This window comes from Enterococcus alishanensis (assembly GCF_019218635.1).
GTDB lineage: Bacteria > Bacillota > Bacilli > Lactobacillales > Enterococcaceae > Enterococcus_A > Enterococcus_A alishanensis.
The window spans coordinates 27701-43464 of sequence record NZ_JAHUZB010000012.1; the positions used below are offsets into that span (position 1 = coordinate 27701).

General features: G+C 35.5%; 12 protein-coding genes. 9 read left to right on the plus strand and 3 right to left on the minus strand.

Annotation, left to right across the window (positions count from 1 at the left end; genetic code table 11):
- Positions 1 to 551: 551 nt before the first annotated feature.
- Complete coding sequence (locus tag KUA55_RS17495) at positions 552 to 1358, minus strand: Cof-type HAD-IIB family hydrolase (protein WP_218327665.1); 807 nt, start codon at positions 1356 to 1358, stop codon at positions 552 to 554.
- A gap of 168 nt (positions 1359 to 1526) precedes the next feature.
- Here KUA55_RS17495 and KUA55_RS17500 point away from each other — a divergent pair, with 168 nt between their 5' ends.
- Complete coding sequence (locus KUA55_RS17500; protein WP_218327666.1) at positions 1527 to 2729, plus strand: multidrug efflux MFS transporter; 1203 nt, start codon at positions 1527 to 1529, stop codon at positions 2727 to 2729.
- Between the two features lie 358 nt (positions 2730 to 3087).
- On the opposite strand, the gene KUA55_RS17505 is transcribed toward KUA55_RS17500, so the two are convergent.
- Entirely contained in the window at positions 3088 to 3276 is a 189-nt protein-coding gene (locus KUA55_RS17505; RefSeq protein ID WP_218327667.1) for a YjzD family protein, read from the minus strand.
- 105 nt (positions 3277 to 3381) lie between these two features.
- Between KUA55_RS17505 and KUA55_RS17510 the strand changes: the two genes are divergently transcribed.
- The 3 genes from KUA55_RS17510 (at position 3382) to pyk (ending at position 9570) form a co-directional block, all read left to right on the plus strand.
- Positions 3382 to 6618 carry a DNA polymerase III subunit alpha gene (locus KUA55_RS17510; RefSeq protein ID WP_218327668.1) on the plus strand — a complete coding sequence of 1079 codons (3237 nt, stop codon included), beginning with the start codon at positions 3382 to 3384 and terminating at the stop codon, positions 6616 to 6618.
- Positions 6619 to 6760: 142 nt separating this feature from the next.
- Entirely contained in the window at positions 6761 to 7723 is a 963-nt protein-coding gene (pfkA, locus tag KUA55_RS17515) for a 6-phosphofructokinase (RefSeq protein ID WP_218327669.1), read from the plus strand.
- 62 nt (positions 7724 to 7785) lie between these two features.
- A complete protein-coding gene (gene pyk, locus KUA55_RS17520; RefSeq protein ID WP_218327670.1) occupies positions 7786 to 9570 on the plus strand; it encodes a pyruvate kinase in 1785 nt (594 codons plus the stop codon).
- A 116-nt stretch (positions 9571 to 9686) separates the two neighbouring features.
- Here the strand turns inward: pyk and KUA55_RS17525 are convergent, their stop codons facing one another.
- Positions 9687 to 10466 (minus strand): ABC transporter ATP-binding protein, encoded by a 780-nt coding sequence (locus tag KUA55_RS17525; RefSeq protein WP_218327671.1) that lies wholly within the window; start codon positions 10464 to 10466, stop codon positions 9687 to 9689.
- Between the two features lie 148 nt (positions 10467 to 10614).
- Here KUA55_RS17525 and KUA55_RS17530 point away from each other — a divergent pair, with 148 nt between their 5' ends.
- The 5 genes from KUA55_RS17530 (at position 10615) to KUA55_RS17550 (ending at position 15316) form a co-directional block, all read left to right on the plus strand.
- Positions 10615 to 11154: a YceD family protein gene (locus KUA55_RS17530; RefSeq protein ID WP_218327672.1), complete on the plus strand. Its 540-nt coding sequence runs from the start codon at positions 10615 to 10617 to the stop codon at positions 11152 to 11154.
- A gap of 59 nt (positions 11155 to 11213) precedes the next feature.
- Positions 11214 to 11393 (plus strand): 50S ribosomal protein L32, encoded by a 180-nt coding sequence (rpmF, locus tag KUA55_RS17535; RefSeq protein ID WP_218327673.1) that lies wholly within the window; start codon positions 11214 to 11216, stop codon positions 11391 to 11393.
- Between the two features lie 144 nt (positions 11394 to 11537).
- Positions 11538 to 12962: an NADP-dependent phosphogluconate dehydrogenase gene (gene gndA / locus KUA55_RS17540; protein ID WP_218327674.1), complete on the plus strand. Its 1425-nt coding sequence runs from the start codon at positions 11538 to 11540 to the stop codon at positions 12960 to 12962.
- A gap of 153 nt (positions 12963 to 13115) precedes the next feature.
- Positions 13116 to 13802 (plus strand): response regulator transcription factor, encoded by a 687-nt coding sequence (locus KUA55_RS17545; protein WP_218327675.1) that lies wholly within the window; start codon positions 13116 to 13118, stop codon positions 13800 to 13802.
- Positions 13799 to 15316 carry a HAMP domain-containing sensor histidine kinase gene (locus tag KUA55_RS17550; RefSeq protein WP_218327676.1) on the plus strand — a complete coding sequence of 506 codons (1518 nt, stop codon included), beginning with the start codon at positions 13799 to 13801 and terminating at the stop codon, positions 15314 to 15316. The genes KUA55_RS17545 and KUA55_RS17550 overlap by 4 nt, the downstream gene beginning before the upstream one ends.
- Positions 15317 to 15764: the final 448 nt, after the last annotated feature.

A 15764-nucleotide genomic window follows, 5' to 3' on the forward strand; every position in this document is an offset into this window, starting at 1 on the left:
AATTTCAAAGGTAGGTCTTTAATTCAATGTCGGAGACAACAATTACAAGTTGATGGTGATGCATTGAATAAATCAAAATTAATGACTGTCTATCAAAAGGAACAGATAAGTAAAGATCAAGAGGATTTAAGGGCTTTTGAGCTTGAGCTAGGATGAAAAATTTAAATGAAATAGATTAATTTCTCAGTAATTATGATGTGTTTATTAGCCACGTCGGTAATGGCTTTATATAATATTTGGATTTCATATGGCTACATTATTTTAATAAACAAACAAATTAACCACCATGGCTTATTGAAGTTTTTGCCCCAGCAATTGATCAAATCGCATGATTGGTAATGAGGAATTTTGTTTTTTGTAAAGGGGAATCTTTGTTAAATAAAGGCTTATGACAGCCAACTTTAAGTGTTTAAGGTTCCTATACCTTCCTTATATTTTACTTTTTATATTAGCTAGCAATATTGATAGCACTACTGTTGATATTGTTAGTTTTTTATTTAATAAAAAAACAGCCTGAAAATTTCAGACTGTTAAGTACAATTGTTAAATGATTATAGATCCAAATATTTTGTTAGATAATCTGCTAGACCATCTTCAGAGTTTGGTTTATCAGTAATATCATTAGCGACACTTTTCACTTGGTCAGTTCCGTTTGCCATTGCAACACCCCAGCCGGCATATTGCAGCATATCGACATCATTGTGTTCGTCTCCAAAAGCAATGATATCTTTCTTGTCCATTTGGAATTCATCGATTACCCGTTCTAAACCATGGGCTTTTTGAATACCTTTAGCTACTACTTCTAAAATTGATGAAGGACCGCCCCATGTATTGACTTCAATCTCTTGACCAAATTGATTTTTTAGTTCATTAGAGACACTGACTAAATTTTCAGGTTGGCTACGAAGAAGCATTGAAGTAGGATTGCTAGTTAAAGTATCAGTGGTTAATAGATTATCTAAAGTTGCTTGTTCAGAGGCGAATAGACCCTTATCAAAGAAATTTAAATCATCAATAAAAAAGGTATTTCGATTTTCTGCAGCAATAAAGTCTAATTTGAGATTCTTTTTTTCAGCCAATAAGTCAAAAACAATTTTACGATTTATTGCAGTTTCTTGTTCGCCTTTCCATTGTTTGCCAGGAAGATGAACTAGAGCACCATTAAAATTAATCATGGGTGAAGTTAGCTTTAATTGGTGATAAAATTGTTGGCTCATGCGGTAAGGTCGACCAGTTGCAATGACAACTTGATGGCCGTCTTCAACAGCACGTCGCAAAGTTTTAAATGTTTTTTCTGTAATGATTGAATCTTGATTTAAAGTAGTACCATCTAAGTCAATCGCGATTAATTTTTTCATGTAATCTCCTCGTTTCAATTTGTTTAAGTCTAGCATATTGTAACGAAAACACAACTATATCAGGCTTTTTTTCAGTTTCTTGCAAATTTTTTAAGATTTATTGTCTAATTCTAAAGATAGCAGTATAGTATAATTGAGTCATTTTGGACTAGATAGGGAGCGAAAAAAATGAAAGTTAATTGGCGAAGAAATCTCTTCGTTACGTGGATTGGTTGTTTTTTCACTGGCGCCAGTTTTAGTTTGGTTTTACCATTTATTCCAGTTTATGTGGAGCAATTAGGAACCCCAGCGTCTCAAGTAGATATTTTTGCAGGACTAGCAATTTCAGTAAATGCCTTAGGAGCAGCTATTTTTTCTCCATTGTGGGGAAATTTGGCGGATCGAAAAGGTCGAAAAATGATGATGGTACGTGCCGCAGCAGGGATGACGATAACTATGGGTTCGTTAGCATTTGTGCCAAATGCCTATTGGTTATTGATTATGAGATTTATGACTGGAGTCTTGGCGGGCTACATACCAAACGCAACTGCCATGATTGTCTCACAAACACCAAGAGAAAAAAGCGGTTGGGCGCTTGGCACTTTATCAACCGGTGCTTTAGCCGGAAATTTAATTGGTCCATCGATCGGCGGGTTATTGGCCCAATTATTTGGATTAGAAAATGTTTTCTTGATTACCGGTGCGATTTTATTCATCTGTATGATTTTAACTATCTTTTTAGTACAAGAGAATTTTGTTCCAGTGAAAAAAGGCGAGATGATTAGTATTCGAGATCTAACGAAAAAAATAGATCATGTCTCTGTTTTGATCGGTTTATTTATTAGTACTATGATTTTACAGCTGGGAATTACCAGTATTAGTCCAATTTTGACATTGTATATCCGGCAATTAAATAGTCATGGTGGCAATACTTTGTTAATCAGTGGTTTTATCGTTTCAGTTTCTGGGATTTCTGCAATCGCTTCTTCACCGACATTGGGAAAATTAGGCGACCGTATCGGCAATCATAAAATTTTAATTTTTGGCTTGGTCTTATCCTTCTTATGTACTGTGCCAATGGCATTTGTGCAGACGCCTTTTCAATTAGGCGTATTGCGCTTCTTCCTGGGATTTTCTACAGGAGCTTTAATGCCATCTATTAATACGTTGATTGGGAAAATGACCCCAAAAGAAGGCGTCAGCCGTGTTTACAGCTATAACCAAATGTTTAATAATTTTGGACAAGTTATCGGCCCAATGTTGGGTTCTGGAGTTGCAAATACCTTCAGCTATTCAATGGTATTTATTGCGACGAGTGTTTGTATATTCGGAAATATTCTTTTGAGCCTCTTTAATTTTAGAAAATTATTATTCAAAAAAACTGCTAAATAAAAAGCAGTTTTTTGTGATTTTGCAATAAATTAGCAGTGAAATAAATGACTTGTTGTTTGGATTAAGGGGATTAAAAAATGCAGAAAAGTATTTTTAAAACATCAGAATTTTGGGTAGCAGTTCTTAACTTGGTAGTGATGCTATTAGCATTATTTGGTCAAACACGAACGACCATCGTCTGGGTTACAGTAGTTATATTCTTGCTGAATTTTCTTATTTGGATTTATAGGGCATTTAAAAAAGTGAATCTTATAAAATAGAAGAAGTATTTTCAACGATGAAAAACAACCATCGTATGAAACTAGGAAAAAAATAAAAAACCAGTTACAATAGAGTAACTGGTTTTTTGTTGAAAAAATTATGCTTTTTTTGTCATGTTTTGTTTTGGCTTAACGAAGCTAGCAACAATAATTGCCATTAGACCAACAAAAAGTGAAATGCCGGTAGATAATGGGAAATTGTAAGCACCGCTTTGTAAGGCGCTACCAAGATAGCAAACTGCCTGACCAATTAAGAAAGCCCAAAAGAAAGTCACTAAATATTTCATTTGAGACACCTCTTTTCTCATATTTTCTAGTTCAGTTTAGCATTATTTTCTGAAAAGTAAAGGAAAGTCTCAAGAGATTGTTATAGTTTAAACTTGGAGGATTCTATGAAATTACCACAACTATATACGAGAACTTCATATTCTTTGTTAAAAAGCACCTTAACCGTTGATTTCTATGTAAAAAAAGCTAAAGAACTAGGTTACTCAAGCATAGCGATTACTGATGATGATGTGCTTACTGGGGCTGTTGAATTCTCTTTAGCTTGTCAAAAATATCAAATACAGCCGATTATCGGTTTAAATTTAAGTTTTTCTTCTATTGAAGAACGCCATATACTATTATATGCCAAAGATTTGCTTGGTTACCAAGAATTGATGCGAATTTCTTCTGAACGAATGATTGCGGAAAAAATTTTATCCTTAAAAGATCTCAATATCCAGTCTGACCATTTGATAGCAGTCCTGCCAACGTTTATTTCTGAAGAAGAAGCTGATCAGTTACTTTTATCTTTTAAGGAAATCTATCAAGGTATTTCTAGTAATCAAGAAAATATAAACAGTAAGTTACCGCTAGTTGCGCTTCACGAAGTCAATTATTTAGAGCCTCAAGAGGCTTTTGCAATAAAAGTGATGGATCATTTACAAAACGGTACCCATATTTCGAATGAAGAATTACATGTAACAGAAGGTCCAAATTTTTTAACGTCTCATGAAATTTTTGCTACTGCTTATAATGATCATCCGGAAGCGATTGGAAATGCCCAAAAAATAGCTGATGCATGCCAACTAGAAATTCCCTTACATCAAAAACTTTTACCCCATTATCCTGTCCCTGATGGGGAATCAGCCGATAACTATTTAGAGGAATTATGTTGGGAGAAATTATCTGAACGTGTGGAAACTGTTACGGAGGTATATCATGAACGCTTAACAATGGAATTATCCATTATTCATCGAATGGGTTTTGATGATTACTTTTTAATTGTTTGGGATGTGATGGATTATGTTCACCGCAATCAGATTGTTAGTGGTGCTGGACGGGGTTCAGCAGCAGGATCGCTAGTAGCTTATGTTTTAAATATCACAGATGTTGATCCGATTAAATATGATTTATTATTTGAACGATTTTTAAATCCTGAACGAAATTCGATGCCAGATATAGATTTGGATATTCCTGATAATCGACGCAATGAAATTCTACATTATGTTAAAGAAAAATACGGTCGTTTTCACGTTGCGCAAATTGCTACATTTGGTACAATGGCAGCCAAAATGGTTCTGCGTGATGTTAACCGGGTATTTGGGTTATCGCAAAGCGAAGCCAATCGCTGGTCAGCAGCTATTCCCAATCAATTAAAAATTACCTTGGGCCAAGCTTATGAGCAATCGGATCGTTTGCGAAACTTAGTGAATCAAAGCGAACGGAATCAATTATTATACCAAACTGCTTTAACTTTAGAAGGATTACCTCGCCATGTTTCTACCCATGCTGCAGGAGTTGTTATTAGTGATCAAGACTTGGTTAATTTAGTTCCTCTGCAAAATGGCGCGGAAGATATTTTATTGACGCAATTTACGATGGGAGACGTTGAACGTCTTGGTTTATTAAAGATGGATTTCCTTGGTTTGCGTAATTTATCAATTATTGACACGACATTAAAAAACATCCAACAGTTTAATCATGAAACACTTACGTTAAACCAAATTCCATTAGATGATCCAGCAACTTTAGAACTTTTTCAGCGAGGGGACACGGCAGGCGTTTTCCAATTTGAATCTGCTGGTATTCGTAATGTTCTAAAAAAATTGGGACCGACTTCAATCGAAGATATTGCCGCGGTGAATGCTCTATATAGACCGGGTCCAATGCAAAATATCGATACTTTTATTGCTAGAAAAAAAGGAAAAGAACCTATTACTTATCCTGAAGCGGCGCTCCAACCAATTTTAGAAAACACCTATGGCATTATTGTTTATCAGGAGCAAATTATGCAGGTTGCTGCTAAAATGGCTGGCTTTAGTCTAGGACAAGCAGATATTTTAAGACGAGCAGTAAGTAAAAAGAAAAAAGACATCTTAGATGAAGAAAGAGAACACTTTGTCAAAGGTTCTATGGATCAAGACTATAGTCAGCAAAGTGCGGAAAAAGTCTATGATTATATTGAACGTTTTGCCGATTATGGTTTTAATCGTTCCCATGCTTTTGCTTATTCTTTTGTAGGTTATCAAATGGCGTATTTAAAAGTTCATTATCCCGGTCCCTTCTATACCGCTTTATTACAGTCTGTTCGTGGTGATAGTAAAAAAATGCGGGAGTATATTGCTGAAGCAAGTCGTGCAGGGATTGATTTATTGGGTCCAGATATTAATAAAAGTCAATTTAGTTTTACTCTGATAGATAAAAATTTAATGCGTTTTGGTTTAGATGCAATTAAAGGTATTCGACGTGATTTTGTGGCAAATATTTTAAGTAGTCGCAATCAAGGTGGTTCATTTAAGTCTTTAGACCAGTTTTTACTGAGAATTGATGAGCGATGGTTAAAATATGACTACATTGCACCACTCATTTATATTGGCGTTTTTGATAATTTGCATAACAATCGAAAAGAACTATTAGCAGAATTAGAGGGCAAGTTACAAAATGTTGTATACAGTGGAGGCAGTTTAGATCTATTAAATATTATGAGTTTGAAAAAGCAAGAATTAACTGATTATGATTTAGCTGAAAAATTAGACATCGAAGAACAGTATTTAGGTTTTTATTTGTCTGGGCATCCAACAGAGGGTTTTCCTAAGTTAAATAAACAGCGCAATATTCAATCAATTAGTCAATTAGCAGTCGGTAGTCAGGCTGAGATTTTATTCTATTTAAAAGAAATTCGTGAGATTCGTACAAAAAAAGGCGAAAAAATGGCCTTTTTAACCGGCAATGATTTAAGCGGTGAAATTTCTGCAACCGTATTTCCACAGTATTATCGCCGTGTTCGTGAAAATTTGTCGATCAATCAAGTTTATTTATTAAAAGGAAAAGTAGAGCGAAGTAATTATGATCAAAGTCTGCAAGTTTTGGTAGAGGAAATAACCTTGGCGGAATCAGTGGAGAATACTTTATCTGATCAAACCCTTTATTTAAAAGTGACAAAAGACCGACCAGTCAAAGAAACTGAGCAATTGATTGCTGATATTTTAAAAAAATCAGCGGGAAATATCCCAGTGATTATTTATTTCGAGTCAGACGGTCGAAAGATTGCGCTGAGTAGAAATTTTTGGATAGGTCGTAATGAACGGATATTAACTGAATTAGGTGACATATTAGGGGGAGAAAACGTCGTATTAAGATGATTTCATCTGATTTCCAAAAACTTTTTACCGTTGGAAAAGCTTACATCTCAATTGATGGAGGACTTTTCTAACTTTCTTTGATAGAATAAATCGTGAATCAAATTGATGGTTGTTAGTTTGAAATATAATTTGAGGTGAGAAAATGAAACGCATAGCAATTTTAACTAGTGGTGGAGATGCGCCGGGTATGAATGCAGCAATCCGTGCTGTTGTTCGTAAAGGGATCCACGATGGACTTGAAGTATACGGTATTAACTATGGTTATGCCGGTTTAGTTGCTGGTGATATTCGTCGTTTAGATATCGCGGATGTTGGAGATAAAATTCAAAAAGGTGGAACGTTCCTTTATTCTGCTCGTTATCCTGAATTTGCTACTGAAGAAGGGCAATTAAAGGGTATTGAACAATTGAAAAAATTTGGTATTGAAGGATTAGTTGTTATCGGTGGAGATGGTTCTTATCACGGTGCAATGGCGCTGACTCGTCATGGTTTCCCAGCTGTGGGTATTCCAGGAACGATTGATAATGATATTCCGGGAACGGATTTTACAGTTGGTTTTGATACAGCTATCAACACGGTCTTGGAAGCAATTGATAGAATTCGTGACACAGCAACATCTCACGTACGGACTTTTGTTATTGAAGTAATGGGTCGTAATGCTGGCGATATCGCCTTGTGGGCAGGTGTAGCTGGCGGAGCAGATGAAATTGTTATCCCAGAACATAATTTTGATATGGAAGCTATCGCTAAAAAAATTCAAGCTGGCCGTGACCGCGGGAAAAAACATTGTCTAATTGTTTTAGCCGAAGGTGTAATGGGCGGTAATGAATTTGCTGAGGAATTATCAACATATGGTGATTTCCACACGCGTGTATCTATTTTAGGACACATTGTTCGTGGTGGTTCCCCAAGCGCACGTGATCGGGTGTTAGCTAGTAAATTTGGTGCATATGCGGTTGAATTACTAGAAGAAGGTAAAGGCGGCTTATGTATTGGGATGAAAAATAATGAAGTTGTTTCAGCCGATATTATTGAAACTCTTGAAAACAATAAGCATGTCCCTGATTTGTCATTGTTTGATTTAAACAATACAATCTCATTTTAATCTCGTTAATAAATAGTGAAACTATTTAATTATAAACAATCAAGAATGGAGCGTTTTACGTAATGAAAAAGACCAAAATTGTTAGTACATTAGGACCAGCAAGTAACTCAGTAGAAATTATTTCACAATTAATCGAAGCTGGGGCAAATGTATTTCGTTTTAACTTCTCTCATGGTGACCATGCAGAGCAATTAGAACGGATGGAAATGGTACGTACAGCAGTGAAAGAAACTGGTATGGATGCTGCCATCTTATTAGATACAAAAGGTGCGGAAATTCGTACGACTGTTCAAGATACAACAGAAGCTGACTACGGTCGCGCTGGTTACATTAAATTTGAAGTAGGCGATCAAACACGCATCGCTATGGATCCAGAATTAAAAGGAACAAAAGAAAAAATCTCTGTTACTTATCCAGGGTTATTTGATGATGTTCATATTGGTGGTCATGTACTATTTGATGATGGCTTAATAGATATGGAAATCCTTGAAAAAGACCAAGCCAACCGTGAATTAGTAGTAGTTGTTAAAAATGCTGGTATGTTAGGTTCTCGTAAAGGTGTGAATGCACCAGGCGTTTCTATTTCATTACCTGGTATCACTGAAAAAGATGCTGATGATATCCGTTTTGGTTTAGATAATGACATCGACTTTATTGCAGCAAGTTTTGTTCGTAAAGCACAAGATGTTTTAGATATTAAAGAAATTTTAGAAGAAAAAAATATGATGCACGTTCAAATCATTCCGAAAATTGAATCTCAAGAAGGTATCGACAATATCGATGAAATCTTGAAAGTCGCTGACGGAATTATGATCGCCCGTGGAGATATGGGTGTAGAAATTGCACCAGAATTAGTACCTATGGTTCAAAAACGCATCATCAAAAAATGTAATGCTGCTGGTAAATCTGTTATTACTGCAACTCAAATGTTAGAAAGTATGCAAGAAAACCCACGTCCAACACGTGCAGAAGCTTCTGACGTTGCCAATGCTGTCTTTGATGGTACTGATGCAACAATGCTTTCTGGTGAGTCAGCAAATGGTGACTACCCAATTGAAGCAGTTGGTACAATGGCTAGAATCGATATGGAAGCTGAACAAGCATTATCAGAATTAGGTTCATTCCAAATTAATCATTTTGATAAAACAGACGTAACTGAAACAATCGGTTTATCTGTTGCCCGTGCAGCTAAAAACTTGGGCGTTAAAACAATTGTAGCGGCTACTGAATCTGGTCATACAGCCAAAATGATTTCAAAATATCGTCCAGATGCTGATATTTTAGCAGTTACTTTTGACGAAAGAACAAAACGTGGTTTAATGTTAAACTGGGGTGTTTTCCCAACTGTTGCTGAAAAACCTTCAACAACTGATGAAATGTTTGAATTAGCAACTAAAAAAGCGGTTGATTTAGGCTTTGCTAAAGAAGGCGATTTAATTTTGATCACTGCTGGCGTACCAGTTGGTGAACGTGGAACAACTAACGTTATGAAAGTTCAATTAATCGGTTCTAAATTGATTGAAGCACAAGGTGTTGGTGAAAGAACAGTTGTTGCCAACGCTGTTGTTGCTGGCTCAGCTGAAGAAGCAAACAAAAAAGCTAAAGATGGTATGATTTTAGTTGTACCAACAACTGATAAGGACTATATGCCTGCGATTGAAAAAGCTTCAGCTTTGATTGTAGAAGATGGTGGTTTAACTTCTCACGCAGCTGTTGTAGGGATTGCTCAAGACATTCCTGTTATTGTAGGTGCCAAAGATGCTACTGCAACTGTTATTGATGGCGAACTAGTTACTGTTGACCCTCGTCGTGGTATTGTATACCGTGGAGAAACAACAGCAATCTAATAGTAAATAAAAACTCGAAAACCGCTAATTATGCGGCTTTCGAGTTTTTTACTTGTTCATTATTTGTAAGATACTGAGTAAGTTTAATTATTTTTGATTGGTTAAAATTAAATAATTTAGTCTCCTGGTAAAACCATCAACCGTTCAGGTGTAATTTCTTGAAAACGGATTGGTCGATTATAAAATTTTGACAGTATTTGTTTATTAAAAAGTTTATCGCGAGTATCATTTGCAAAAATAGTGCCGTCTTTTAACAACATAAGGTGTTGGAAAATTGGTAAAAGTTCTTCTGTATGATGAGTAACAAAAAGTAAGGTTGGGGCATTTTCTTGTGTCGCTAACAACTCAATCTTATTTAGCAACTCTTCACGGGCAAATAAATCAAGACCATTACAAGGTTCATCTAAGATTAATAGTTCTGGTTCTGCCATTAAAGCCCGGGCAATCAAGACAATTTGTCGTTCGCCTTGTGACAACAAATGATAGGTTTTTCCAATTAAATGACTGGCTTCAAAGAGCCCTAGTAAAGATTTCGCTTTTTTTAAATCTTCTGGTTGATATTTTTGATAAATGCCTATGCTGGCAAATTTTCCGGAAAGAACGATCATTTCAGCTAGTTCATTGGTACGAATGCGGTATTGAAGAGCGGTGGATACCCAGCCAATTTTTTTCTGTAATTCTGGGATTGAAGTTTTCCCAAATACTTCACCCAAGACGGTTAATTTTCCGCTGCTAGGCCATAAGGAACCTGTGATTAATTGCAGTAGCAACGTCTTGCCAGCACCATTTAATCCTAATATTCCCCAATGCTGTCCTGTTCCCATCTGCCAGTTAATTTGTTTTAATAGGTTTCTTTTTTCTCTTGTAAAAGTGACATTTTCAAAAGATAGTATCATTGTCAAACCCCCTCATTTTTTAGCTAGTTTAGCATAAATTGAAACGAAAAAAACAATTTATCGGAATATTTCAAGGTGTCAAGAAAATTTCATTGACAACTAAATTTAACACCTGTATAATAGCGATTGTTGCTTAGAGGTGATGAAGATGAAATGGTCGATTGGTGAATTGCGTCGTTACCAAGATGAGCCTTTAAATTTTTCCGAAACTGTTGATGTTAAGAAGAATTTGATGGCCCGAGATAACGAAATTTTAGATGTGCAACCAGTTGCTGTGACAGGTATTTTATCTGTTGCAAAAAATGAATATTTGTTACATTATCAACTAAAAACTGTTGTAACAGTTCCTTCTGCTAGATCGCTTGAACCAGTTGAATTGCCATTAGACTTGTCAGTTGACGAGATTTTTATGACACGAGAAAATTGGTCTGATTTAGAAGATCGGGATGAAGAGGTTTTAGTGCTTGATTCTGATTCAATTGATTTAACTAATTCGATTGAAGACAACATTTTACTGGCTATTCCTTTGCAAGTTTTTTCAAAAGAAGAAGAAGCTGCAGATGAATTACCAAAAGGAAATGATTGGCAGGTCATTAGTGAAGAAGACTATCTACAACAAAAAAATCAACAACCAGTTATTGATCCTCGTCTTGCAAAGTTATCTGAGTTATTAAATGAAGAAGACTAAGTAGGATTGGAATAGATGTATCTTCATGATACAAATTTTTTAAGGAGGTGGAACACCAAATGGCAGTACCAGCTAGAAAAACTTCAAAAGCGAAGAAAGCAAAACGCCGTACACATTACAAATTAACTATCAAAGGATTAAACGAATGTCCTAACTGTGGTGAAATGAAAAAAAGCCATCACGTTTGTGCCAACTGTGGCTACTACGATGGGAAAGATGTAATGGCTAAAGAAGCATAAGCATTTTTTGATAGAGCTTATTAAACCCCAAGACTAACCATGGAGTCTTGGGGTTTTTCTTTTAAAAAAAACCAATTCATTTCTCATTTATTATTTGTTAAGCTATAATAAGTTTGATATGAGCTATATTTAGGAGGTCTTTGTATGACAAAACAACAATTTGGTGTCGTCGGAATGGCGGTAATGGGAAAAAATTTGGCTTTAAATATTGAAAGTCGAGGATATTCAGTAGCACTATTTAATCGAACAGGTGCAAAAACGGACGAAGTAGTGACAGAACATCCAGATAAAAATTTAAAAGCTACTTATACAATGGAAGAATTTGCAGATTCAATTGAAAAACCGCGCCGTATTTTACTAATGGTTAAAGCTGGTCCAGCAACAGATGCAACAATTAAAGAATTATTACCTCATTTAGACAAAGGTGATATCTTGATCGACGGTGGAAATACCTTCTTCCAAGATACCATTCGTCGAAATGAAGAATTAGCTAACTCTGGTATTAATTTTATCGGTACGGGTGTATCCGGTGGCGAAAAAGGAGCATTAGAAGGTCCTTCAATGATGCCTGGGGGTCAAAAAGAAGCGTACGACTTAGTAGCGCCGATATTTGAACAAATTGCTGCCAAAGCAGATGAAGATGGCGAACCATGTGTAACTTATATTGGACCAAACGGTGCCGGTCATTATGTAAAAATGGTGCATAATGGAATTGAGTATGGTGACATGCAATTAATCGCTGAATCATACGATTTGATGAAACAATTACTAGGCCTTTCAGTTGAAGAATTGGCTGATGTTTTTAGTGAATGGAATAAGGGCGAATTAGATAGTTATCTGATTGAGATTACTGCTGATATTTTGACTCGTAAAGACGATGAAGGCACTGGCAAACCAATTGTTGATGTTATTTTAGATGCAGCAGGTAATAAAGGAACTGGTAAATGGACGTCACAATCTGCTTTAGATTTAGGGGTACCTTTACCATTAATTACTGAATCTGTGTTTGCTCGTTTCATTTCAGCCTATAAAGAAGAACGAGTAAATGCTAGTAAGGTTTTAGCAGCACCAGCTGAATATAAATACGAAGGCGATAAAACTGAATTAATTGAAAAAATTCGTCAGGCTTTGTACTTTAGTAAATTAATGAGCTATGCACAAGGATTTTCTCAATTAAGAACCGCTTCAAAAGAATATGATTGGGATTTGCCATTTGGTGATATTGCAAAAATCTGGCGTGCCGGTTGTATCATCCGGGCTCGTTTCTTGCAAAAGATTACTGATGCGTATAAAAAAGATCCAGATATTGCTAACTTAATGTTGGATGATTACTTTAAAGATATTGCTGCAAAATATCAAAAAGCCGTTCGTGAAGTTGTGGCCATTGCGGTTCAAGCAGGGATTCCAGTACCAACTTTCTCTTCAGCAATTACCTACTACGACTCTTATCGTGCTGAACGCTTACCTGCAAACTTGATCCAAGCGCAAAGAGATTACTTTGGTGCCCACACGTATGAACGAACAGATAAAGCAGGAATCTTCCACTATAGCTGGTACCACGAAGAATAATTAACCAAAAATAACTAGGGAATTTCAACAAAATGATCTTCCTTAGTTTTTTTATCTAAGATTTCATGTTAGAATTGACTATAGCTTTTTGAATGATTTATGCCTATAATAACAAAGGTTTAATCAAATCAAAATCGGAGAGGAATTAATTTAATGAGCAATATTCTGATTATTGAAGACGAAAAGAATTTAGCCCGTTTTGTGGAATTGGAATTAAAACATGAAGGTTATGAAACAGAAGTTCACTATAATGGTCGAACTGGTCTAGAGGCTGCCCTTGAATCAGATTGGGATGCTATCTTACTTGACTTAATGTTACCAGAACTAAATGGGTTAGAAGTCTGTCGCCGCGTACGACAAGTTAAAAATACGCCAATTATCATGATGACTGCAAGAGATTCAGTCATTGACCGCGTTTCAGGTTTGGATCATGGTGCTGACGATTATATCGTAAAACCATTTGCGATTGAAGAGTTACTAGCTCGTTTGCGCGCACTATTACGTCGAATCGATATTGAAGGTGATAAGAATGTTGCGAAACAAACAACTATCACTTATCGCGATTTAACAATCGAAAAAGAAAATCGTGTTGTTCGTCGAGGTAGTGAAATCATCGAATTAACCAAACGTGAATACGAATTACTATTAACCTTAATGGAAAATGTGAATGTTGTATTGGCACGTGACGTATTATTAAACAAAGTCTGGGGTTACGAAACTGAAGTTGAGACAAACGTAGTGGACGTGTATATCCGTTATCTACGTAATAAAATTGATGTACCAGGCGAAGACAGTTATATCCAAACTGTTCGTGGAACTGGTTACGTTATGCGCTCATGATAAAAATTTTCAATAAAGACAAAGAACTGCAAGGGCCTTCTCTCACTATTAAGTGGGCCTTTACTAGTTCTTTCTTTATATTCGTAGTATTTACCATTTTTGCGGTAATCACTTATAAGTCGTCTGTGAATTTAATCGTAAATAAAGAACGAGTGAATATTGCCAACACGATTTCCGAAGTTTCTTCTCGTTTGTCAAACGCTGACGAAGAATTGACTTTGGTAAACACCTACCGGACTTTAACAGAATCCACCAGTAGTGATACAGCTTTATATGATCAAAACATGACTTTAGAAGGCAACATTATGCGGATTGATAGTTTTATTTCTGAATTAGGACAACCGCAATTATCGCTCTCTATTTATAATTTAAATAAGAAATTGGTATTTAAAACCCAAGATGTCTATCAACCATTGGTTCAAAAAAAAGAAATGGTACCTAAAATCGTGACTTTAGATGGAGAGAATGGCTTTTTATCAGTGGAACCTGTTTACTCAAAGGAAAGCAAAGAAAAAATTGGTTATGTTCAAGTGTTTTATCAATTAACTGATTTTTACGAAATGCGCAGTAAGTTGTTACTCACCTTGATTGTGCTGGAAATTGTTTCACTAGTGGTTAGTAGTATTTTAGGCTTTATGCTTTCTTCATACTTCTTGAAACCTTTGAAACTTTTACGAGATACAATGGATCGCATCCGGCAAGATCCGCAGGCTGAAGTCCATGTACCCGAAATCAATTCAAATGATGAGTTGGCGGATCTTTCATCTATGTTTAATGATATGATTGATCGGATCAGAATGTATGTAGAACAGCAAGAACGTTTCGTTGAGGATGTTTCCCATGAATTGAGAACGCCGGTTGCTGTAATTGAAGGTCATTTGAACATGTTAAATCGTTGGGGAAAAGATGATCCTGAGATATTAGAAGAATCAATTGCTGCGAGTTTACAAGAAATCAATCGGATGAAGAGTCTTGTTCAAGAAATGTTAGATTTGTCACGAGCTGAGCAAGTAGATGTCTATTATAGTAATGAGGTTTCTAATGCTAAAGAAGTGACTTACCAAGTATTTAATAATTTTAAATTACTATATCCAGAATTTACATTTACCTTAGACGATGATTTGGTTCATGAAAAGGTTCTAAAAATTTATCGAAACCACTTTGAGCAAATTTTAATCATTGTGTTAGATAATGCGGTGAAGTATTCAACAGAGCGTAAAGAAGTACATCTTTCTATATCTTCAACATTTAATGATTTTGAAATTGCCATTCAAGATTTTGGTGAAGGTATCCCGAATGAAGACGTAGACAAAGTATTCAATCGTTTTTATCGTGTTGATAAGGCACGGGCAAGAACAAAAGGTGGTAATGGTTTAGGCTTGTCGATAGCTCATAAACTTTTGGAAAGCTATAAAGGAAGAATTACAGTAGAAAGTTCATTAGGAAAAGGGACAATTTTTAGAATTTACATCCCAATTCAAGAAATAAAAATAGATGATGAAACACAAAATTAGCTTCAGAGTAAAATCTGAGGCTTTTTATTTTATAGTAGAAACGAAAGATGAATTACGAAATTGTTTGCAATGGATGTTATTCATGAATATTAATCGAACAAAATAATAGAACTTTTAGTTTTCGTTCGGTTAATAAAAAATGTAAAAAAATATTACTTTTTTGGTTGCATTAAGAAGGGAAGATTGCTATATTATTATATGTCCCATGAGGGAAGAAACTTCTTGAAATCAAGTGTTGACGGATGGTTTCGCTTATGGTAACTTATAAAAGTTGTTGATTTAATCCAGCAAATTTGTTTTTTTATCTTAAAAATATTTCAAAAAAGTGTTGACTTTAATTTTGAAATCTGATAAGATATAAAAGTTGCTGGTGCAACAGAAATAGACCTTTGAAAACTGAACGAATAAGACGAACCAAATGTGTAGGGCGTTCCTATTAATAGGAACA